Raw genomic sequence first — 23,320 nt, 5'->3', positions numbered from 1 at the left:
GTGTATTTCCGGCATAATATTGTAATGTCTACCTTGCAAATATACATTCAAAGTAAATTTCCCATCGCAGCAAATTCGTTATTGATACACTTAAAGAAAATTATTGTAAAATTCAAATTCTAAGTACCCTAAACATCGTATTTTCACATGCTAACACTAATTCGTTCCACCTGGGTTTCCGTTTCGTTCAACTACTGTGGAACGAAAGAGAAACATCTATGGAACTAATTAGTAATAGGCGAGCAAGAAATTAATTATAGGCAAACAAACAGAATAAACATAGTAATAGAAAAAGAGCAATTTAACAGCAATCCTTCTTAAATCAAAGTTTTTTTCGCAAAACCTTTTTCTATTTCACAGAAATACTTTATCTTTGCACTCTGAAAATGACCATTACACTATTTCTTACCAAAATAGTAACCGAATATAATAATTTTTTAAAGCAGATACTGAAATGAAAAAAGGTCTTCATCCAGAATCATACCGTCCGGTAGTATTCAAAGATATGTCAAACGGTGATATGTTTTTGTCTAAATCAACTGTAGCAACTAAAGAAACCATCGAATTCGAAGGTGAAACTTATCCGTTGCTGAAGATTGAAATCTCAAACACTTCTCACCCGTTCTATACTGGTAAATCTACATTGGTAGATACAGCAGGTCGCGTTGATAAGTTCATGAGCCGTTACGGTGACCGTAAAAAGAAATAATTCAATCTTTCTTTAAGATAAAAAATAGGGTGTGTTTTTAAACGAACACACCCTATTTTTTATTCACTACATATTAAGTATACCACTAAGATTTAATAACATATATTTCGGCTGAACATACCTATCTTTCCAGTTGTTATTTCTCCAACAAAGACAGAGAAACTCCAAACAATGAACAATTTATGAAAAGAAGGTATGTTATCGCACTAGCTACTATTATACTGGCTAGTTGTGGTCAAAAGAAAGAAGTGAAAGAAACGACACCCCGTCCCGTAAAAACGACAGTGGTTGAGTCAAGGTCAGTCATTAAGAAAAACTTCTCAGGCATCGTAGAGGCAGTGGAGTATGTAAAACTGGCATTTCGTGTCAGTGGACAAATTATAAAACTACCTGTTATCGAAGGCGAGAAAGTAAAGAAGGGACAACTAATTGCGGCTATCGATCCCAGGGATATTGCTTTGCAATATGCTGCTACAAAATCAGCCTACGAAACAGCTGCAGCACAAGTAGAGCGTAACAAACGGCTCCTTTCCCGCCAAGCTATCTCCGTACAAGAGTATGAAATCAGCTTGTCCAACTATCAAAAGGCAAAATCGGAATACGAATTGTCGGTCAATAATATGCAAGATACTAAACTGACGGCTCCTTTCGACGGTTCCATTGAGAAGCGTTTGGTGGAGAATTACCAACGTGTCAATTCCGGTGAAGGTATTGTGCAACTAGTCAATACCCAAAACTTACGCATTAAGTTCACTATACCTGATGTCTATCTGTATCTGCTTCGTGCCAAAGAACCACGTTTCCTAGTAGAGTTTGACACATTCAAAGGACATATATTCCAAGCAAAGTTAGAAGAATATCTTGATATCTCCACCGAAGGAACAGGAATACCTGTCAGCATTACAATCGATGATCCTTCATTCGATCGTGATTTATATGCAGTGAAACCAGGCTTCACATGTAGCATTCGTTTCACTGCCGATGTAGGGCCACTGGTAGAAAACAATTGGTGCATCGTTCCACTCAGTGCTGTATTTGGTGAAAGCGAAGGCAAAAAGATGTATGTATGGGTAGTTGAAGACGATAAAGTCTACAAACGAGAAGTAACGGTCAATGCTCCTACCGGAGAAGCACAGGCTCTAATTTCACAAGGTTTGAAACCTGGTGAGAAAATTGTGATTGCCGGTGTATATCAACTGGTAGAAGGAGAGAAAGTTAAAATATTGGAAAACTAGAAATGAATGAACGTTACTGTAAAGCACTTCTGTTCATTGTCTATTCTCAACTATCAATTTTCCATTAATTATTGTCCATTATCAATTATCCATTAAGAAAATGAACTTAGCCAAATATTCATTAGATAATACGAAGATCATTTATTTCTTTCTTGCCGTATTGCTTATCGGAGGTATTTTCTCCTTCGGAAAACTTGGAAAGAAAGAAGATGCGCCCTTCGTTATTAAATCAGCGGTCATCATGACGCGCTATCCGGGAGCCGAACCGGCAGAAGTAGAACGACTGATCACCGAACCTATTTCTCGAGAGATACAAAGTATGAGTGGAGTGTACAAGATTAAATCAGAATCTATGTACGGTCTTTCTAAAATTACATTTGAATTACAACCTTCACTTGCAGCAAGCTCCATTCCACAAAAATGGGACGAACTGCGCCGTAAGGTACTTAATATACAACCACAACTTCCTGCGGGTGCCTCAACTCCGACAATTTCGGATGACTTCGGAGATGTGTTCGGTATTTACTACGGATTAACGTCAGATGACGGATTTTCTTACGAAGAAATGCGTAATTGGGCAGAACGAATTAAAACTCAAGTTGTCACAGCTGACGGAGTGATGAAAGTTGCTTTATTCGGAGTACAAACAGAAGTAATAAATATCTTTATTTCGACCAATAAACTCGTAGGTATGGGCATTGACCCCAAACAACTTGCCAGCCTGCTCCAATCACAGAACCAGATTATTAACACTGGTGAAATACGGGCAGGCGAACAACAGCTACGAGTAACTGCCAACGGTATGTATGCCACTGTAGACGATATCCGTAATCAGGTCATTACGACCAAAGCAGGACAAGTAAAATTAGGAGATATCGCTGTTATTGAAAAAGGTTATCTCAATCCGCCATCCACTATCATGCATGTAAATGGGAAACGGGCAATTGGGATCGGTGTATCTACTGACCCACAACGAGATGTAGTGCAAACAGGAGAAAATGTGAAAGTAAAACTGAACGAGCTGTTACCTCTAATGCCATTAGGATTAGAATTACAAAGTCTCTATCTAGAAAATGAAATCGCCAATGAAGCAAATAATGGTTTCATTATCAATCTGATAGAATCAATTTTGATCGTTATTGTCATTATTATGTTTGTTATGGGGCTACGTGCAGGAATACTTATCGGCTCTTCACTGATTTTCTCCATCGGAGGTACTTTGCTCATCATGTCATTTTTTGGAGTAGGATTAAATCGTACTTCATTAGCAGGATTCATCATTGCCATGGGGATGTTAGTGGATAATGCTATTGTGGTGACAGATAACGCACAAATTGCTATCGCTCGTGGTGTAAACCGTCGGAAAGCACTTATTGATGGAGCTACAGGGCCTCAATGGGGATTACTCGGAGCAACATTCATTGCTATTTGTTCGTTCTTACCACTTTATCTGGCTCCTTCTGCCGTAGCAGAAATTGTAAAGCCTTTATTTGTGGTACTAGCTATTTCGCTGGGATTGAGTTGGGTACTTGCCTTGACTCAAACAACCGTCTTTGGTAACTTTATCTTAAAGGCGAAAAAAGATGGGGACGGAAAAGATCCGTATGACAAACCTTTCTATCATAAGTTTGGATCTATTCTGAGAGTACTGATACGTAGAAAGGCACTGACGCTCAGTACTATGGTAGTTCTCTTCATTGTATCATTAACTATTATGGGAATGATGCCACAAAATTTCTTCCCTTCCTTGGATAAACCCTATTTCCGGGCTGATGTATTTTATCCGGACGGCTACAACATTAATGATGTAGTGAAAGAGATGAAAAAAGTGGAAGAACACTTGAAGAAGCAACCGGAAGTGAAAACTGTCTCCATTACATTTGGCAGTACACCACTTCGGTATTATCTAGCTTCTACATCAGTAGGTCCTAAACCGAACTTTGCTAATATACTCATAGAATTGACTGATAGCAAATACACAAAGGAGTACGAAAAGGATTTTGATGAATATATGAAAGCCAATTATCCGAATGCTATCACACGTACAAGTCTTTTCAAGTTATCTCCTGCTGTAGATGCTGCAATTGAGATTGGTTTTATCGGTCCGAATGCCGATACATTGATAGCTCTTACCAACCAAGCATTAGAAATAATGCATCAGAATCCGGATTTAATTAATATTCGTAATTCGTGGGGAAACAAGATTCCGGTTTGGAAGCCTGTATATAGTCCTGAACGGGCACAACCGCTTGGTGTATCCCGACAAGGAATGGCACAAAGTATCCAAATAGGTACAACCGGTATGACTTTGGGAGAATATCGTCAAGGTGATCAGGTACTTCCCATTTTACTGAAAGATAATACAGTAGATTCTTTCCAAATCAACGATTTGCGTACGCTACCTGTGTTCGGAGCTGGAAATGAAACGACGAGTCTTGAACAAGTAGTATCTGATTTTGATTTTCAATTTCGCTTCTCAAACGTGAAGGATTATAATCGACAGATGGTAATGATGGCTCAATGCGATCCACGTCGTGGTATAAATGCGATTACGGCTTTTAATCAGGTATGGTCGCAGGTACAAAATGAGATCATAATTCCGGAGGGATATACAATGAAGTACTTTGGAGAACAGGAAAGTCAAGTGGAATCAAATGAGGCATTGGCTAAAAACCTGCCATTAACATTCTTCCTGATGTTCGTGACACTGTTATTCCTGTTCAGAACATACCGCAAGCCGATAGTTATTCTATTAATGTTACCGTTGATTTTTATCGGTATCGTACTTGGATTGCTTGTACTTGGCAAATCATTTGATTTTTTCTCCATACTTGGTCTTCTGGGGTTGATTGGTATGAATATCAAAAATGCCATTGTATTAGTTGAGCAGATTGATTTGGAAGCAGCAACAGGAAAGAAGCCACTGGATGCCGTCATTAGTGCAACAACCAGCCGTATCATCCCAGTAGCAATGGCTTCAGGAACAACCATTCTAGGTATGTTACCTCTTTTGTTTGACGCCATGTTTGGTGGTATGGCAGCTACAATTATGGGAGGATTGTTGGTAGCTTCTGCATTAACACTTTTTGTTCTTCCAGTAGCTTACTGTGCCATTCAACGGATCAAAGGATGAGAATCATAAATTGTAAAACGTAAAATTGCAAATTAAGAATATGAAAATTCAACTCATAACGCTATTACTACTAACCCTCGGTTTCGACATAGCAGCACAACAGCCATATCTAAGCCGCGAAGCCTATCGGGATAAAGTAGAAGCTTACAGCCAACTACTGAAACAGCAAAAACTAAAAACAATGGCAAGTAGCGAGACCAGAAAAATAGCTCATACCGGTTTCCTTCCGAAAATAGACATTAGTGCAGACGGAACGCTAAACATGAGTGATTTAAGTGCCTGGAACGAGCCATTGGGGGAATACCGCAATCATACTTATCAAGGAGTATTCATTGTCTCACAACCGATATATACAGGTGGTGCACTGAATGCCCAACATAAGATTGCAAAAGCGGACGAGAAACTGGACCAACTCAACGAAGAGCTGACTTTAGACCAGATACATTACCAGAGTGATGCAGTCTACTGGAATGCCTCTGCCTCAAAAGCCATGCTCCAAGCTGCTGACAAATATCAAAGTATAATCAAACAACAATATGATATTATACAGGATCGTTTCGACAATGGAAAGATTAGCCGCATAGATTTGTTAATGATTTCTACCCGGTTAAAAGAAGCGGAATTGCAATATATCAAGGCTCGTCAGAACTATACGTTAGCACTGCAAAAACTAAATATTCTGATGGGTGAAGAACCTGATGCTCCGGTGGATAGTTTATATTCTATCAGTATACCCTCCGAACCTGTAAAAGTCCTATCTCTGGGAGATGTATTACAGCAACGTGCAGACTATGCCAGTACAGAAGTAAATATAATGAAGAGTCAGGCACAACGTAAAGCTGCTCTCAGTCAATTTAACCCACAACTAAATATGTATTTCAGTGGAGGTTGGGCAACGGGAACACCGAATCTAGGCTACGATGTCTCATTTAACCCCATTGTGGGTGTCAATCTGAATATTCCTATTTTCCGTTGGGGTGCCCGATTTAAAACGAACCGCCAGCAAAAAGCATATATTAGTATGCAGAGACTACAGCAAAGTTATGTGGAAGATAATATTAGCGAAGAATTATCCGGATCGTTGACCAAACTAAAAGAAACGGAAGAACAAGTGAAAACTGCTAATGAAAATATGAAGTTAGCCAATGAGAATCTGGAGATTGTTTCCTTTTCCTATAATGAAGGAAAATCAAATATGGTGGATGTACTCTCTGCTCAGTTATCATGGACACAAGCACAAACCAATGTGATCAACGCATATCTGGCAGAAAAGATGGCAATTGCAGAATACAGAAAAGTAACTAGCGAATAATAGTTATCACAGAAATATATAAAAGGGGCACGGAGTTTCTTTACTTGAATAAAACAAGAAAGATTCCGTGCCCTCAAATTATTATTTACGCTGAATTAAATCAAGCTAAAAAAGAAATCAGCACTCCCGCAGCAACAGCTGAACCGATTACTCCGGAAATATTACTTGCCATACAGTACTGTAATACATGATTCTTCGGATCATATTTCAAAGCAATCTCATTGGCTACACGACTAGCCATTGGAACTGCACTTAATCCGGTAGCTCCAATCAGCGGATTAATTTTCTTCTTTGAGAATAAGTTCACTGCTTTTACAAACAGAATACCACCTGCAATGGAAAGAGCAAATGCAAGGAAACCGCCAATCACAATACCAATAGTCGTCCAATTCAGGAAAGCTTCTGTTGTCATCGTCGCTCCTACTGATAAACCTAGGAAGATGGTAGCAGCATTCATTATACTATTAGAAGCCGCATCAAACAAACGGAAGGTATTGCTTCCAATTTCTTTCACCAGATTACCAAACATCAACATACCAATCAAAGGCACTGCACTCGGAACAAAAAGTGCAACAACAGTCGTAACTACAATCGGGAAAATAATCTTCAACACACGCAAATTCTTTATCTCGGTAGTAGACGGATATTTCTTTTCCTGTTCTTTCATGTTGATACTCAACTCCTTCTTAGAGCAAAGCAGTTTCACTACTAATGGTATAATAACCGGAACAAGTGCCATATAAGAATATGCTGCAATCGCAATAGGGCCTAACAAGTGAGGAGCCAGTTTGATTGTTGTAAAAATAGCAGTCGGACCGTCCGCACCACCAATTATACCCAATGAAGCTGCTTCTTTCGGAGTGAATCCCATTAAGATAGCCACCAACAACACTGTAAAAATACCAAGCTGTGCAGCAGCACCAAAAATAGAAAGGCGCAGATTACGCAACATCGGTCCGAAATCCGTCAATGCACCGACACCCATGAAGATGATCGGAGGAAGGAAACCGGTTTTAATCAACATATAGTAGATAAAGTTCATCAACCCCAATTCGTGGGCTATATCATGCAAAGGCATTTCCCAGATGTTCTTCCAAACTCCGTTCACCATCACCATTCCATTTTCGTTAGCCTGAATGACTCCCATGTCTCCACCGGGGAAGTTAGCAAGCAATACTCCGAAAGCGATAGGAACCAACAGCAATGGTTCGTACTGTTTCTTTATACCCAGATAAAGGAGGACGAACGCAATGGCATACATTATCAGAAACTGCGGTTCAGCAATAATATTGCTGAATGCAGTCATGTCATATAAGTTTTCAAATATTTCGTTCATTACCCTATCTTCATTAATACATCATCTTCTGAAACAGTATCTCCCGGATTAGCACAGATAGCAGTTACCGTACCACTAAATTCTGCACGGATAGCATTATAAGTCTTCATCGCCTCAACATAGCATATCACATCTCCTTCTTTCACAACATCACCAACCTTAAGTGCAGTTTCCTGTGTATTCTTCACCAGGAAGAATTTACCTTCCAATGGAGAGAGTACCTCTTTTCCTTCTCCTGTCGGAGCTGCTGCAGCTGTCGGAGTAGCAGCTAGTTCGATATCACCATAAGCCACTGTCACACGATATGCTTGTCCGTCTACCTGTACCGTCAATGTCTTTGGTTTAGCATCCTCCTGCGGAGATTTATCTTTCTCGGCACGACGTTTTGCTACATCTTCCAAGAAATCTTCTTTAGCCTTACCGCTTCTATAAGCTTCATACTGAGCCGGATGCATCGCATATTCAAAGAGTTCTTCGTCATCCTGTCCCGTTTCCCATTTGTTTTCCTTCATCATCTTACGGAACTTATCGAGAGCATCAGGGTAATTATCCTGAGGATTCCCTTCGAAGAACTTACGTCCTTCCCGTTCTGCCTTTTCAATAATTTCAGGAGCTAGTTTACCCGGAAGACGACCTGCTTTACCCAAAAGCATATCCCAGATATCATCAGCAATCATCCCCCAACGTTCCTTCCCTTTTTCCATCGCCATAACGTTCATCATGGCAAGGTTCTTTACATATTGACTGAACGGAGTCACCAACGGAGGATAACCGACACGTGGCCATACATACGCAACTTCATTGAACAGTTTGATAAGAAGTTGGTCCTGAGTCATAAACGGCAGATTGTGCTTTGCCTTATATTTATTGATAGATTCCAGATTTGATTCCAAGTCTGCCATCAAACTCCCCATCATACCGCCCGGAAGTCCGGGGCCAATCAACAGCGAGTTCATCAAACGGTTCTTCGGACTGATATATAATCCAAGAAAATCGTCCATAAATTCCTGAATCATGGCACGCACTTTCATATAAGCTTCCATATTAATCTCAGGTACCTGGAATCCGGCATCTTTCAACATCGCTTGTACACTGAGGAGATCAGCATGACCAGTTCCCCAGGAAAGAGGTTCCATGCCTACATCAATGTAATCGCAACCTGCTTCGCATACTTCAAGAATACTTGCCATATTGAAGCCAGGTCCCGCATGGCTATGATACTGGATAGGTATTTCAGGATGAGCAGCTTTAATATTTGCCACGATCTTTCCTAATGAAACAGGACGACCAATGCCGGCCATGTCCTTAATACAAATCTCATCCGCTCCTAATTTAATAAGTTCCAATGCCATGTTAGTATAATACTCTACCGTATGGATAGGCGAATGAGTGATACAAAGAGAACATTGTGAAATCATGCCGGCTTCCTTGGCATAAGTGATAGACGGAGCAATGTTACGAACATCATTCAGCCCGCAGAATGTACGAGTAATATCTGTACCTTGTGCTTTCTTTACCTTATAGAATAATTTACGGACATCAGCCGGAACAGGACTCATACGAAGCCCATTCAATGCACGGTCGAGCATATGTGTTTGTATACCGGCTTCATGGAACGGTTTTGTCCATTCGCGCACGGCTTTATTGGGGTTTTCTCCAAACAATAAATTGACTTGTTCAAAACCTCCACCATTTGTTTCTACTCGGGCAAAACATCCCATTTCAATGATGGCAGGTGCAACCTTTACAAGTTGGTCTACACGAGGTACATATTTTCCGGCAGATTGCCACATATCTCGGAAAACCAAACTAAACTTTACTTCTCTTTTCATGTTTTTCAGTGCTTATACTTTAATGATTCATTTATAATTTTTCTACCTTAGTGACTTTTCCTTTACCTTGTGTCACTACATTTACAGCAGCTGTAATAGCAGCCAAAATATTACCCGGAATAGGTGCAGGACCTCTCTGTGCTTCCCTATTTACAGGAGCCACTTCTTCGGGAGCATATTTATTGACCAAGGAAATAAGCAATTTACCTAAATAAATCACAATCAGCAGAATAACAAATACTGTAGCCATTCCGACTACCATCAGCAGAATCGCTGTTTCGATATTTTCCATATAATAAACTATTAGTTATTTAAGTCGTGATGCTCTAAAAGCGTCCGAAATTACCAATAATTTATTATAAAATAATATAAGGAAGGAATAAAAAAGTATAAATCGTAAATAAAAGTTCACCACAGATTATACAGATTTGCACTGATTTCGATAGTATAAACAGATATTTTACCTCCTTAATCCCTGCAAATCTGTATAATCCATTGCGGACTTAAAACTCGCTCGTAAAGTGGAACTTAATATGTTTAAAGTCCATTTGAGCCATTTGAAGTACATAGCCGGAGTCGGCCAGGAACACATCCCGTCCTTCCCTATCTTTCGCCATATACTGATATTTACGTTTCTTGAAAGCTTCCAGTTCTTCGAGATCGTCGCTCTCTACCCAACAAGCCTTATAAAGACTTACCGGCTCCCAACGACAGGAAGCATTATATTCATTCAACAGACGATACTGAATTACTTCGAACTGCAACTGCCCTACCGTACCAATAATCTTACGACCATTAAATTGATTGACAAATAACTGAGCTACACCTTCGTCCATCAATTGATCAATACCTTTTGCCAATTGCTTCTGTTTCATTGGATCGGCATTTTCGATATACTTGAACATCTCCGGTGAGAAACTTGGCAATCCGCGGAAATGAAGCATTTCCCCTTCTGTCAGTGTATCTCCAATCTTAAAGGTACCATTATCCGGCAAACCGATTATATCACCTGCATAAGCTTCATCAACAGTTGTTTTCCGCTGTGCCATAAACTGTGTAGGCGAAGAAAAACGCATCGTCTTACCATGACGGACATGTAAATAAGGTGCATTACGCACAAACTTACCGGAACATACCTTACAAAAAGCTACACAAGAACGATGATTGGGATCAATATTGGCAGTAATCTTAAATACAAATCCGGTGAACTTTGATTCGTCCGGCTCCACTTCACGTTCTTCCGCTTGCACTGGACGGGGACTCGGAGCGATCTCTACAAAACAATTCAACAGTTCCTGAACACCGAAGTTATTCAAAGCAGAACCGAAAAATACCGGTGCACAATCTCCCGCCAAATATGACTCTATATCCAATTCCGGATAAACCCCTTCTATCAGTTCTAAATCACCACGCAGCTTATCTGCCAACGGCTTTCCGATTTGATTATCCAGTTCTTCCGTATGAATATCAACTTCTACCTTTTCCGTCACAACTTGTTTGGAAGGTTGATACAGGTTTAATTGTTGTTCATAGATATTATAAACGCCTTTGAAGCGAGGACCTTGTTCAATTGGCCAAGACAAAGGACGTACCTGGATTTGTAGTTCCTCCTCCAATTCATCCAGTAAATCAAACGGATCTTTACCCTCGCGGTCCATCTTATTCACAAAGATAATAACCGGTGTATTGCGCATACGGCATACTTCCATCAATTTACGAGTCTGTGTTTCAACACCTTTCGCTCCATCCACTACAATGATAACACTATCTACAGCAGTCAATGTCCTGTAAGTATCTTCAGCGAAGTCCTGGTGACCCGGAGTATCTAGAATATTAATTTTGTAATCCCGATAGTCAAATTCCATCACAGAAGTTGTCACCGAGATACCACGCTGCTTCTCAATCTCCATCCAGTCGGAAGTAGCTGTTTTCTTAATTTTATTACTCTTTACAGCACCTGCTACCTGGATTTGACCTCCAAAAAGCAATAACTTTTCCGTCAATGAAGTCTTACCTGCATCCGGGTGTGCAATAATGGCGAACGTACGCCTTCTCTGAATTTCTGTATTATCTGCCATATTATAATTTTTCCAAGCATCGTTCCAAGCTCTCTTCCCAGTGAGGAATCTCGATACCGAACGTCGTTTTTATTTTTGTTTTATCAAGTACTGAATAAGCCGGGCGGTTTGCTTTTGCAGGATATTCGGCTGTATGCAAAGGTCTTACTTTGCATGAGGTTATTCCCGCCAAACGATGGATTGCCACCGTAAAATCATACCATGAACAAACACCTTCATTGCTGAAATGATAAATTCCGGGAACTATACCTTTATTTATAATAGAATAAATGGCCTGAGCCAAATCGTTGGCATAAGTAGGAGTTCCTATCTGATCAAAAACCACTCCCAGACTATCGCGTTCCTTCCCCAGACGGAGCATTGTCTTCACGAAATTATTCCCAAAGGTTGAATAAAGCCATGCAGTACGGATCACTACTGCTTGCTTGCAATTGTTTATCACTTCATACTCTCCTGCCAGTTTGGTAGTACCATATACGGAATCCGGACAAGGTTCACAATCTTCTGCATAAGGAGTATGAGCTGTGCCGTCGAAAACGTAGTCTGTGGAAACCTGGATCATTGCCGCTCCATAGAATTGAGCAGCACTAGCCAGTTCTTTGGGTGCTTCACAATTCAGTTGGCGTGCCAGTTCAGGATTATCTTCCGCTTTGTCTACTGCTGTGTAAGCAGCACAATTAACAATAAGCTCAATTTGTTTTTCGGCAATATAAGTCCAAATTGCATCTTTATTACAAATATCAAGCTCCTGTACGTCTGTGAAATAATACGTATGTTGTGGATTCTCCTTTGCAAGTACCTGCATTTCGTTACCAAGTTGTCCATTGGCACCGGTCACTAAAATTCTCATTTATTCTTCTAATTTTAATTCGCCTTTTTGTTCCTTATCATAATAATTTGCCAACATCGAGAGAAAGCTGCTGATAGCTTCTATGGCTTTTGCCGTTCCCTCGCTGATCTCCTTTTTCTGTAAGCGGAGCAATAACACACCGTACAATGCTTCAAAACAAGTTTCCAGTTCAGACTCTTCTTTTTTTCCGTTCTTGTTACGCAATTCTACAATAAACGGCAAAGCTTTAAAATATGCTGCACTATAAAAAGGGAATTTAGGAGAAGAGGTCAAAACATTATGAAGTTCTGTCAGTTTAATGATGATATTCTTATTAATTTGCAGATGTCCCGTTTCACGAACACCTTCTTCACTCATCATCGTAATCAGGTTCTCATACCATTCACGCATGGCAGGTCGTTTTTCATCAGGATAACGAACAATCACATTGGCCTCTAATTCATCCGCTGAACAATGGTTGGCGCGGATCAGATCCTCTTCTTGCCACATGTATATAAGGTATTCGGCAATATTCTTTTCTTTAAGCTGTTGTGCTATCTGATTCATAATCTTCTATATTAGTAAATAGATTCACCCAATAATGTATAAATCAGCCCTGCTACTGACGCCAACATCACAATACTTCCAATCACGCGGTTAAGTATCCAAATACCACGCAAATTAAACCGAGTTCGTACCTTATTCACAAAAAAGGTAATTCCAAACCACCAGACCAAAGCCCCTAATGCAATAGCGAAATACCCTGTAATTTCTTCAAACACCAACACCCCCGGCTGCACAAAGGCAAAGCGAGCAAATAGTCCGATAAACAGGAAGATAATCAACGGGTTAGAAAGAGTTACGAAGAAAGCAGTTATGAAATTATGGAAATAGGAACCTTTATTGGACGAAGCCGGACGAATAGACTGTACCGGATTGCTACGAAAGGTATAAATACCGAAAAGCAGCAACATTATGCTACCAAATAATTGCAAATAAAAAATATTTTTATTGATATAGTCAAATACAAAGCTCATGCCATAGCCTGTCAGCAAAGCATAAGCAATATCACTCAAAGAGGCTCCCAAACCTGTTACGAATCCGTACCATCGTCCCTTATTTAGCGTTCTCTGAATACATAGAACCCCCACCGGACCAAGTGGTGCGGACACAACAACGCCAATAATAAAGCCTTTAACTAATATATCGAATATTGTTTCTATCTGAATCATGCCGCAAATATCGCACTTTTTTATGAGACAGGGATAGGATATTAACGTTTTTTCCACACAATACTTAAATAGTTCCTCTGTAAATGATAATGGATTTATTGTGATTGAAGGCAGCTATATCAAAAAATTATACCTACCTTTACTCAAAATTTCAAATAAAACGATATCATACATACCAGAATCCTAAAGAAAAGAGCAACATGATAAAAGAAAAGATTGACTTCTCAATAGTCCCTCACCAGTATTCAATGTGCCTTAACTCCCAATGCCCCAAAGCCAGCACTTGCCTGAGGCAATTAGTCGAACAAAGCACAACGGAAGATTTACAATATTGGAGTATTATCAGTCCTAAACACCTTGCAACATTGAAAGGTGAATGTCCTTATTATCGTCCCGACACAAAAGTACGTTATGCCAAAGGCTTTGTAGGTATTTTAGAGAATTTGCCCCACAAACAGATGCAAGCAATTGTTCCGTATCTAATGGGAGCCTTCGGACGCAGAACATATTACCGTGTCCGTAAAGGAGAACGTCTGTTATCGGAGTCCGAACAACAAATGATACGAAGTATCTTCAAACGGCATGGGATAAACGTTGCTTTAGAGTTTGATGCGTATGTAGATGATTACGACTGGTAATAAGAGAGAGAAACAGATGTTCTAATAGACACAGCGTATTACAGTAATAGATGCGTTTGTGCCACCTTATTGGCACACTCGTTTCATCATATTGGCACAGCTGTGCCACCAAGGTGGCACAAGTGTGCCAATGGTGTGGCACAAACTTAAGAAATAAATAGATGGAACCTCTTTCTTAAAACATACGAGAATACCTCCTTACACAAAAGGAAAGCATACTCAATAAACTGATAAGCCGGCTACTCAAGAATGTCTCTCCTCCTTTATTAACGAGTTGAAAGCTTATACAGTGAGTCATATTAATAAGGTATAAGAATTTATTCCTTCTTTTTTTTCTTACCACCAACGAAATTGATTATCTTTGCGGGCAAGAAAAAGAGAAGAAGTCACACGAGTGACTTTAATCGTAACTCAGTAAATTGTAAAATCGTAAATATACAACATGATTCTTTTTTTCAGAACCCCTTCCAAGAGCGTGATTGCCGTAGAGAGCAATCATCAGCTTACCCCGGACGAAAGTAATAAACTCTGCTGGCTTTTTGGAGAAGCCGTGACGGAAAGTGAAGAAAACCTGAAAGGCTGTTTCGTTGGTCCACGCCGCGAAATGATTACTCCTTGGAGTACCAACGCAGTTGAAATCACCCAAAACATGGGACTTGAAGGCATTAGCCGTATCGAGGAATATTTCCCGGTAAAAGATGAAAATGCTGACCATGACCCAATGCTTCAACGTATGTACAAAGGTTTGGATCAGAATGTCTTCACCACTAACCGCCAACCGGAGCCTATCATTTACATCGAAGACCTCGAAGCTTACAATGAGAAAGAAGGTCTTGCCCTCTCGAAAGAAGAAATGGACTACTTGAAGAAAGTAGAAAGTGACCTCGGACGTAAACTGACTGACTCTGAAGTTTTCGGTTTTGCACAGATCAACTCCGAACACTGCCGTCACAAAATCTTTGGTGGCACGTTTATCATCGACGGTGTAGAACAAGAATCTTCCTTGTTCCAGATGATTAAAAAGACAACACAGGAAAATCCGAATAAAATCATATCTGCTTACAAAGACAATGTAGCCTTCGCTGAAGGTCCGGTCGTGGAACAGTTTGCTCCGGCAGACCACTCGAAACCTGATTTCTTCCAGATCAAAGATATTAAAAGTGTGATTTCCCTGAAAGCTGAAACGCATAACTTCCCTACTACTGTAGAACCATTCAACGGTGCTTCTACCGGTACAGGTGGTGAGATACGTGACCGTATGGGCGGTGGTAAAGGTTCATTGCCAATCGCAGGTACTGCTGTTTACATCACTTCATACCCCCGCACAGACGAAGATCGTTCTTGGGAAGAAATTCTTCCGGTTCGCAAATGGTTATACCAAACTCCGGAACAAATCCTGATCAAAGCTTCTAACGGTGCTTCTGACTTTGGAAATAAATTCGGCCAGCCGCTGATCTGCGGTTCTGTACTTACTTTCGAACATAAAGAAAACAATGAAGTTTACGGTTACGACAAAGTAATCATGCTTGCCGGAGGTGTAGGTTACGGAACACAACGTGACTGCCTGAAAGGTACGCCGGAAGCAGGCAACAAAGTGGTTGTCATCGGTGGTGATAACTATCGCATCGGGCTCGGTGGCGGTTCCGTATCCTCTGTAGATACCGGACGTTATAGTAGCGGTATTGAGTTGAACGCCGTACAACGCGCGAATGCAGAAATGCAAAAACGTGCCAACAATGTAGTTCGTGCTCTTTGCGAAGAAGAAGTAAATCCTGTTGTTTCCATCCACGACCATGGCTCAGCCGGACACGTAAACTGTCTGTCCGAACTAGTTGAAGAATGTGGTGGTCTGATTGACATGAGCAAATTGCCGATTGGTGACAAAACACTGTCTGCAAAAGAGATTATTGCCAATGAAAGTCAGGAACGTATGGGACTACTGATCAAAGAAGAAGCAATCGAACATGTACGCAAGATTGCTGAGCGTGAACGCGCTCCGATGTATGTAGTGGGTGAAACAACCGGTGACCATCGTTTTGCCTTCCAGCAAGCTGATGGTGTACGTCCGTTCGATCTTGCTGTAGACCAAATGTTTGGTTCTTCACCGAAAACTTATATGATAGACAAAACCGTAGAGCGTCATTATGAAATGCCGAAATACGAATTGTCCAAACTTCATGAATATCTTACCAATGTCTTGCAACTTGAAGCAGTAGCCTGCAAGGATTGGCTGACTAATAAAGTAGACCGTTCTATTACAGGAAAAGTAGCCCGCCAACAATGTCAGGGCGAACTTCAGTTGCCATTGAGCGACTGTGGTGTCGTTGCACTCGACTATCGTGGAGAAAAGGGTATTGCCACTTCTATCGGACATGCCCCGCAAGCAGCGTTGGCTGATCCGGCAGCAGGTTCTATCCTTTCCGTATCCGAAGCTTTGACTAACTTAGTATGGGCTCCGATGGCTGAAGGTATGGATAGCATTTCCTTATCAGCTAACTGGATGTGGCCCTGCCGTTCACAAGAAGGAGAAGATGCACGTCTGTACACTGCAGTAAAAGCATTAAGTGACTTCTGTTGTGCTTTACAAATCAACGTTCCTACCGGAAAGGATTCTTTGTCTATGACTCAGAAATATCCCAACGGAGAGAAAGTTATTTCTCCGGGAACAGTGATCGTTTCTGCCGGCGGCGAAGTGTCCGATGTCAAGAAAGTAGTATCTCCAGTATTGGTAAACAATGAAAAGACAACACTTTATCATATCGATTTCAGCTTCGACGAACTGAAACTGGGTGGTTCAGCTTTTGCCCAATCACTTGGTAAGGTGGGCGACGAAGTACCTTGTGTGCAAGATGCTGAATATTTCCGTGATGCTTTCCTTGCTGTTCAGGAACTTGTAAATAAGGGCTTGATTTTGGCAGGACATGATATTTCGGCTGGCGGTTTGATCACCACACTGCTTGAAATGTGTTTCTCTAATGTAGAAGGCGGTATGGAAATCAACCTTGACAAGATGAAGGAAAAAGATATCATCAAGATTCTGTTTGCAGAAAATCCGGGTATCGTTATCCAGATCAGCAACAAGCACAAAGACGAAGTGAAGAAGATTCTGGAAGATGCAGGAATAGGCTATTTGAAGTTAGGTAAACCGACTGACGAACGTCACATTCTCGTATCCAAAGATAATGCAACTTATCAGTTTGGTATCGACTATATGCGTGATGTATGGTATTCCTCTTCTTATCTGCTCGACCGCAAACAGTCAATGAACGGTTGTGCCAAGAAACGTTTCGAAAACTACAAGATGCAGCCTGTTGAATTTGCATTTATGCCAAGCTTCAAAGGTAAACTTTCTCAATATGGCATCACTCCGGACCGTCGTACTCCAAGCGGTATCCGCGCAGCGATCATCCGCGAAAAAGGAACGAACGGTGAACGTGAAATGGCTTATTCACTTTATCTAGCTGGCTTTGACGTGAAAGACGTGACAATGACTGACTTGGTTAGTGGTCGTGAAACGCTGGAAGATGTAAACATGGTAGTTTACTGCGGTGGATTCTCTAACTCTGACGTGTTGGGTTCTGCAAAAGGATGGGCAGGTGCTTTCCTCTTCAACCCGAAAGCAAAGGAAGCATTGGATAAATATTACGCACGCGAAGACACATTATCATTAGGCGTTTGTAACGGTTGCCAATTGATGATGGAACTAGACCTTATCAACCCTGAATATAAGAAGAAAGGTAAAATGCTGCATAATGATTCTCATAAGTTTGAATCCCGCTTCTTAGGGGTCACTATCCCGACTAACCGTAGCGTAATGTTCGGTTCATTGAGTGGTAGCAAACTAGGTATCTGGGTAGCTCATGGAGAAGGAAAGTTCTCTTTACCGTATGATGAAGATAAATATAATGTAGTTGCTAAGTACAGCTACGACGAATATCCAAGTAACCCGAATGGTTCTGACTACTCAATTGCAGGAGTTGCCAGTGCAGACGGACGCCACTTGGCTATCATGCCACACTTGGAGCGTGCAATCTTCCCATGGCAAAACGGTTGTTATCCTGCAGATCGCCAAAACAGCGACCAAGTAACCCCATGGATAGAAGCATTTGTTAATGCTCGTAAATGGGTGGAAGAAAAAACAAAGTAAGCCATTCTTTCTGCAAATAAACAAAGGCTGTTGCTCAACGAAGTGCAACAGCCTTTCTTTTTCAAAAATCCGAACTTCTGGCGAATGCATTTTACAACTTAACATCTGTAAATATACAAGATATACAATTTGTCACAAAATACGGAATTTACTTAACTAGAAGATCAATGTAATCTTATCCTAAAATTTGGTATTATCCAAAAAACTCTTTAATTTTGTGACACTTTCCCCCTCAGAAAAAGATTCAATAACCCCAAAAGTCCTATTTATATGAAAAAATGGCTTTTTCTTTTATTATTGTTTCCTATTATCTGCGTTGCCCAAACGTATCAATATTTTGGAGTGGAAGATGGATTAAGTAATCGACGGGTATATTGTATTCAGAAAGATAAAACCGGTTACATGTGGTTTCTTACTCATGAGGGTATAGATAGGTACAATGGAAAAGAATTTAAACAATATAAATTAATAGATAATGGCATAGAATTAAATTCTTTGCTGAATCTTAACTGGTTATATATTGACAGAGAAGGTGTTCTTTGGGAAATAGGAAAGAAAGGAAAAATATTCCGCTATGATCAGGCACATGATAACTTTATATGTGTTTATAGATTACCTGAGGAAGATTATGAAAACTCTCCGTCTCCCGTCAGCTTCAGTTGGCTTGACAACAATAATAACATCTGGTTGTGTAAGGAAAGTATAATTTTGCTTTATAATACCCAGACGCAAAAAGTTGTCCAAGTGCAAAACAAACTTAATGAAGCCATTTCCGACATCGAACAAATTGACAGTACACATTTCTTTATCGGCACCGAAATGGGACTTCATCATGCCAAGCTAGAAAACAATACCTTGGAACTTCTTCCTTGTGACAAACTAGACAATATAGGTATCCAAATTAATGATTTATATTTCGACCCGGAAATCCGTAAATTATTTATTGGAACTTTCCAACGTGGAATTATGGTATATGATATGGAGATAAAGTCTACCATACAACCCCAGTATAGCCTGACGGATATCAGCATCTCACGAATTAAGCCCTTTAATAAAAGAGAATTATTAGTGGCTACAGATGGTGGAGGAGTATATAAACTGAATGTTGATAATTATAAAACCGAACCTTATATTATTGCAGATTATAACAGCAATAATGAAATGAACGGTAATAGTATCAATGATATTTATATTGATGATGAAGAACGTATTTGGATGGCAAACTATCCTATTGGAATTACAATACGGAATAATAATCGTTTTTCCAGTTATAAATGGATCAAACATTCTATTGGCAATAAGCAATCATTAATCAATGATCAAGTAAATTCTATCATTGAAGATAGCGACGGTGATCTATGGTTTGGAACAAACAATGGAATAAGCCTATTAGAATCTAAAACCGGAAAATGGAGTTCATTTCTAAGTTCCTTTGAAACAGTGCAAAAAAGCAGGAATCATATTTTCACAACATTATGTGAGGTAAGTCCCGGCATTATTTGGGCGGGAGGTTATTCTTCCGGAATCTATGAGATTAATAAAAAGACCTTGAGTATAGAGTATTTCACCCCTTCTTCATACTCACATGAAAATATTCGACCAGATAAATATATGCGCGATATCCATAAAGATGTTGATGGAAACATATGGGTGGGAGGATACTACAATCTGAAGCGTATAGATTTACATACCAGAGAGTTACGTCTATACAAAGGGCTCAATTCCATTACTGTTATTACAGAAAAAAACGAAAAAGAAATGTGGATAGGCAGTGCAAACGGGCTTTATCTTTTGGATAAAGAATCAGGAAGGTTCGAACGCATTCAACTGCCGGTAGAATCCACTTATATCTATTCGCTATATCAAGCTCAAAATGGTTCTTTGTATATAGGTACAAGTGGCTCCGGATTATTGATTTATGATCCGGATAAGAAACTGTTTACTCGTTATTATACAGATAATTGTGCATTGATTTCTAATAATATCTATACGATATTATCGGATGATGATAATGATATACTCTTAGCCACTGAAAACGGACTGACCAGTTTCTATCCCAAACAAAAATCTTTCCACAATTGGACCAGTGAAATGGGACTTATGACAACCCATTTTAATGCATTGTCCGGCATTCTTCGTAAAAATAATAATTTCATATTAGGTAGTGTAGATGGAGCCGTTGAATTCAATAAAGACATGAAGTTGCCCAGATATTATTCCACTAAAATGGTTCTAAGTGATTTCAAACTGTTCTATCAGACCGTTTATCCGGGAGATGAAGGCTCTCCGCTAGAAACGGATATTGATCAGACTAAAAAGTTACGATTGAAATCTAACCAGAATATTTTCTCGTTAATGGTTTCTTCCATTAACTACGATTATCCTTCCAATATCCTTTATTCATGGAAATTAGAAGGATTTTACGATGAATGGAGTAAACCCGGAACTGAAAATATCATCCGCTATACGAATCTGGCTCCCGGAAAATACATGCTTCGGATACGTGCTATTTCCAACGAGGACAAAAAGATTGTAATTGGAGAAAGAAAAATAGATATTAGTATCGCCCAACCTTTCTGGTGGTCAGTTTGGGCAATGTTGATTTATATGATTGCTATCATTGGGATAGCTACGACCACATTGCGTGTTCTTATTTTAAGAAAACAACGAAAAGTTTCTGATGATAAAATACAATTCTTCATTAATACGGCGCATGACATCCGAACTCCATTAACTTTAATCAAAGCACCCATGGAGGATGTACGTGAAAAAGAACAATTAAGCAAGGAAGGAATCATGAATATGAATACTGCTCTACGAAATGTAAATGCATTATTACGACTGACAACTAACCTTATCAATTTTGAAAGAGCAGATGTATACTCTTCAGAATTATATATCTCAGAACATGAGTTGAATACATTTATGAATGAAATATTCAACGCTTTCCAGCCTTATGCCAATATCAAACATATCAATTTCACATACGAAAGTAATTCCCGGTATTTAAACGTATGGTTTGATAAAGAGAAAATGGAATCTATTTTAAAGAATATAATTTCGAATGCACTGAAATATACTCCTGAGAATGGACGCGTTCAGATTTTTGTTTCAGAAAATAGTGAATCCTGGAGTGTGGAAGTACATGATACCGGAATCGGTATCCCTGCCAACGAACAAAAGAACTTATTCAAACTGCATTTCAGAAGTAGTAATGCTATCAATTCTAAGATTACCGGAAGTGGCATTGGATTAATGCTTGTTTGGAGACTTGTCAAGTTACATAAAGGAAAGATAAACTTATCAAGTGTTGAGAACCAAGGATCAGTCATCAAAATTACTTTCCCGAAAGATAGTAAACGCTTCCGCAAGGCACATTTGGCTCTTTCAAATAAACGTCCTAACGAAACAGTTAGTAATAATAATTTTCCTCCTGCCGGAATTTATGAGAGCATCCAGAAGAAACAGAATCCAGACCATCAACGTATTCTGATTGTTGAAGATAATGATGAATTACGCAATTATCTTCTACAAACCTTATCCGCAGACTATATTGTACAAACTTGTTCCAACGGAAAAGAAGCACTAACCATTATACCGGAATATAAACCGGAATTAGTTATTTCCGACATCATGATGCCCGAAATGCGTGGAGACGAATTATGTAATACAATTAAGAATAACATTGAAACTTCTCATATACCTATTATTTTATTAACTGCCCTGAATAATGAGAAGGATATTTTATCAGGGTTAAAAATCGGTGCGGATGAATATATTGTCAAACCGTTCAATATCGGAATATTAAAAGCTACTATTGCCAACCTATTAACCAATCGTGCTCTTCTACGAAATAAATATGCTAATCTGGAGATGGACGAAGAAGAGAATAATGATGAAAGTAACATTAATTGTTCTAAAGATATAGATTGGAAATTCTTAGCGAATGTAAGAAAGCATGTAGAAGACAACATTGATAATCCAGCTCTTACGGTAGATGTACTTTGTAGTCTTGTTGGCATGAGCCGTACTAGTTTTTACAACAAACTAAGAGCACTCACCGATCAACCACCTGCCGACTTCATACGACTAATCCGTTTGAAACGGGCTGTACAGTTACTGAAAGAGGGAAATTACAATGTTACTGAAATATCTGAAATGGTAGGATTTAACGACGTGAAATATTTCCGCGAAGTATTTAAAAAACGATATAATGTAAGTCCGAGCCAATATGGTAAGGAAGATAATATAGACAAGGAAGGAGGAATATCTAAAGAATGAACATTTATCTTGAATCATTTAGAATCTTTTTTAAAATAGGTGCCTTTACCATCGGTGGAGGGTATGCAATGGTACCGCTCATTGAGAATGAGATTGTTACTAAACGTAAGTGGATAGCGCAGGAAGATTTTATTGATCTATTGGCTATTTCCCAGTCTGCACCAGGAATCCTGGCAGTAAATATTTCAATTTTTATAGGATATAAACTACGTGGTATTCGTGGAAGTATTGTCACTGCATTAGGAACAATTTTACCTTCATTTATCATTATCCTAGCCATCGCTCTGTTTTTCCATAATTTCAAAGATAATCCGATTGTCGAACGTATTTTTAAAGGTATCCGCCCTGCTGTAGTGGCTTTGATTGCTGCTCCAACTTTTACAATGGGAAGATCGGCAAAAATCAACCGTTATAATTTGTGGATTCCTGTTGTTTCAGCTTTATTAATTTGGCTATTAGGCTTCTCCCCTATCTGGATTATAATTGCTGCCGGCGTAGGAGGTTTTCTTTGGGGAAAATTCAAATCGCCTAAAGATAAAGTTGGAAAAATATAATGTT

Annotated in this window: 15 protein-coding genes; 8 read left to right on the top strand and 7 right to left on the bottom strand. The window is 39.6% G+C overall.

Going from position 1 to position 23,320, the window contains the following annotated elements:
- Positions 1-454: 454 nt before the first annotated feature.
- The 4 genes from CZ225_RS06900 to CZ225_RS06885 all read left to right on the top strand — a co-directional run bounded on the left by CZ225_RS06900 (position 455) and on the right by CZ225_RS06885 (position 6,389).
- Positions 455-709 carry a type B 50S ribosomal protein L31 gene (locus tag CZ225_RS06900; RefSeq protein WP_005678397.1) on the top strand — a complete coding sequence of 85 codons (255 nt, stop codon included), beginning with the start codon at positions 455-457 and terminating at the stop codon, positions 707-709.
- A gap of 182 nt (positions 710-891) precedes the next feature.
- Positions 892-1,944: an efflux RND transporter periplasmic adaptor subunit gene (locus CZ225_RS06895; RefSeq protein ID WP_077153505.1), complete on the top strand. Its 1,053-nt coding sequence runs from the start codon at positions 892-894 to the stop codon at positions 1,942-1,944.
- Between the two features lie 100 nt (positions 1,945-2,044).
- Complete coding sequence (locus tag CZ225_RS06890; RefSeq protein ID WP_077153504.1) at positions 2,045-5,077, top strand: efflux RND transporter permease subunit; 3,033 nt, start codon at positions 2,045-2,047, stop codon at positions 5,075-5,077.
- Positions 5,078-5,117: 40 nt separating this feature from the next.
- Complete coding sequence (locus CZ225_RS06885) at positions 5,118-6,389, top strand: TolC family protein (RefSeq protein ID WP_077153503.1); 1,272 nt, start codon at positions 5,118-5,120, stop codon at positions 6,387-6,389.
- 100 nt (positions 6,390-6,489) lie between these two features.
- Here CZ225_RS06885 and CZ225_RS06880 read toward each other — a convergent pair whose 3' ends face one another.
- From CZ225_RS06880 to CZ225_RS06850, 7 genes are all read right to left on the bottom strand, one after another.
- A complete protein-coding gene (locus CZ225_RS06880; RefSeq protein ID WP_077153502.1) occupies positions 6,490-7,725 on the bottom strand; it encodes a sodium ion-translocating decarboxylase subunit beta in 1,236 nt (411 codons plus the stop codon).
- Positions 7,725-9,557 carry a biotin/lipoyl-containing protein gene (locus CZ225_RS06875; RefSeq protein WP_077153501.1) on the bottom strand — a complete coding sequence of 611 codons (1,833 nt, stop codon included), beginning with the start codon at positions 9,555-9,557 and terminating at the stop codon, positions 7,725-7,727. The genes CZ225_RS06880 and CZ225_RS06875 overlap by 1 nt, the downstream gene beginning before the upstream one ends.
- A gap of 31 nt (positions 9,558-9,588) precedes the next feature.
- Positions 9,589-9,849 carry an OadG family protein gene (locus CZ225_RS06870; protein WP_025074841.1) on the bottom strand — a complete coding sequence of 87 codons (261 nt, stop codon included), beginning with the start codon at positions 9,847-9,849 and terminating at the stop codon, positions 9,589-9,591.
- Positions 9,850-10,060: 211 nt separating this feature from the next.
- Complete coding sequence (locus tag CZ225_RS06865) at positions 10,061-11,635, bottom strand: peptide chain release factor 3 (RefSeq protein ID WP_077153500.1); 1,575 nt, start codon at positions 11,633-11,635, stop codon at positions 10,061-10,063.
- Position 11,636: 1 nt separating this feature from the next.
- Positions 11,637-12,485 carry a dTDP-4-dehydrorhamnose reductase gene (rfbD, locus tag CZ225_RS06860; protein ID WP_077153499.1) on the bottom strand — a complete coding sequence of 283 codons (849 nt, stop codon included), beginning with the start codon at positions 12,483-12,485 and terminating at the stop codon, positions 11,637-11,639.
- Positions 12,486-13,031, bottom strand: coding sequence for a DUF4924 family protein (locus tag CZ225_RS06855; protein ID WP_077153498.1), 546 nt, complete (start codon positions 13,029-13,031; stop codon positions 12,486-12,488).
- Between the two features lie 11 nt (positions 13,032-13,042).
- Positions 13,043-13,696 (bottom strand): LysE family translocator, encoded by a 654-nt coding sequence (locus CZ225_RS06850; RefSeq protein WP_077153497.1) that lies wholly within the window; start codon positions 13,694-13,696, stop codon positions 13,043-13,045.
- Positions 13,697-13,899: 203 nt separating this feature from the next.
- Between CZ225_RS06850 and CZ225_RS06845 the strand changes: the two genes are divergently transcribed.
- The 4 genes from CZ225_RS06845 (at position 13,900) to CZ225_RS06830 (ending at position 23,316) form a co-directional block, all read left to right on the top strand.
- Positions 13,900-14,334, top strand: coding sequence for a DUF6078 family protein (locus CZ225_RS06845; RefSeq protein WP_129585889.1), 435 nt, complete (start codon positions 13,900-13,902; stop codon positions 14,332-14,334).
- Positions 14,335-14,776: 442 nt separating this feature from the next.
- On the top strand, positions 14,777-18,481 hold the full coding sequence (gene purL / locus CZ225_RS06840; RefSeq protein ID WP_077153495.1) for a phosphoribosylformylglycinamidine synthase: 3,705 nt from the start codon (positions 14,777-14,779) through the stop codon (positions 18,479-18,481).
- Positions 18,482-18,751: 270 nt separating this feature from the next.
- Positions 18,752-22,762, top strand: a complete 4,011-nt coding sequence (locus CZ225_RS06835; RefSeq protein ID WP_077153494.1) for a hybrid sensor histidine kinase/response regulator transcription factor — start codon at positions 18,752-18,754, stop codon at positions 22,760-22,762.
- A complete protein-coding gene (locus CZ225_RS06830) occupies positions 22,759-23,316 on the top strand; it encodes a chromate transporter (RefSeq protein WP_077153493.1) in 558 nt (185 codons plus the stop codon). Before CZ225_RS06835 ends, CZ225_RS06830 begins: the two co-directional genes overlap by 4 nt.
- Positions 23,317-23,320 lie beyond the last annotated feature (4 nt).

The organism is Bacteroides bouchesdurhonensis (assembly GCF_900155865.1).
Lineage (GTDB): Bacteria > Bacteroidota > Bacteroidia > Bacteroidales > Bacteroidaceae > Bacteroides > Bacteroides bouchesdurhonensis.
Note: the sequence above shows the minus strand (reverse complement) of the source record. Positions and strands in the feature narration are given on the sequence as shown.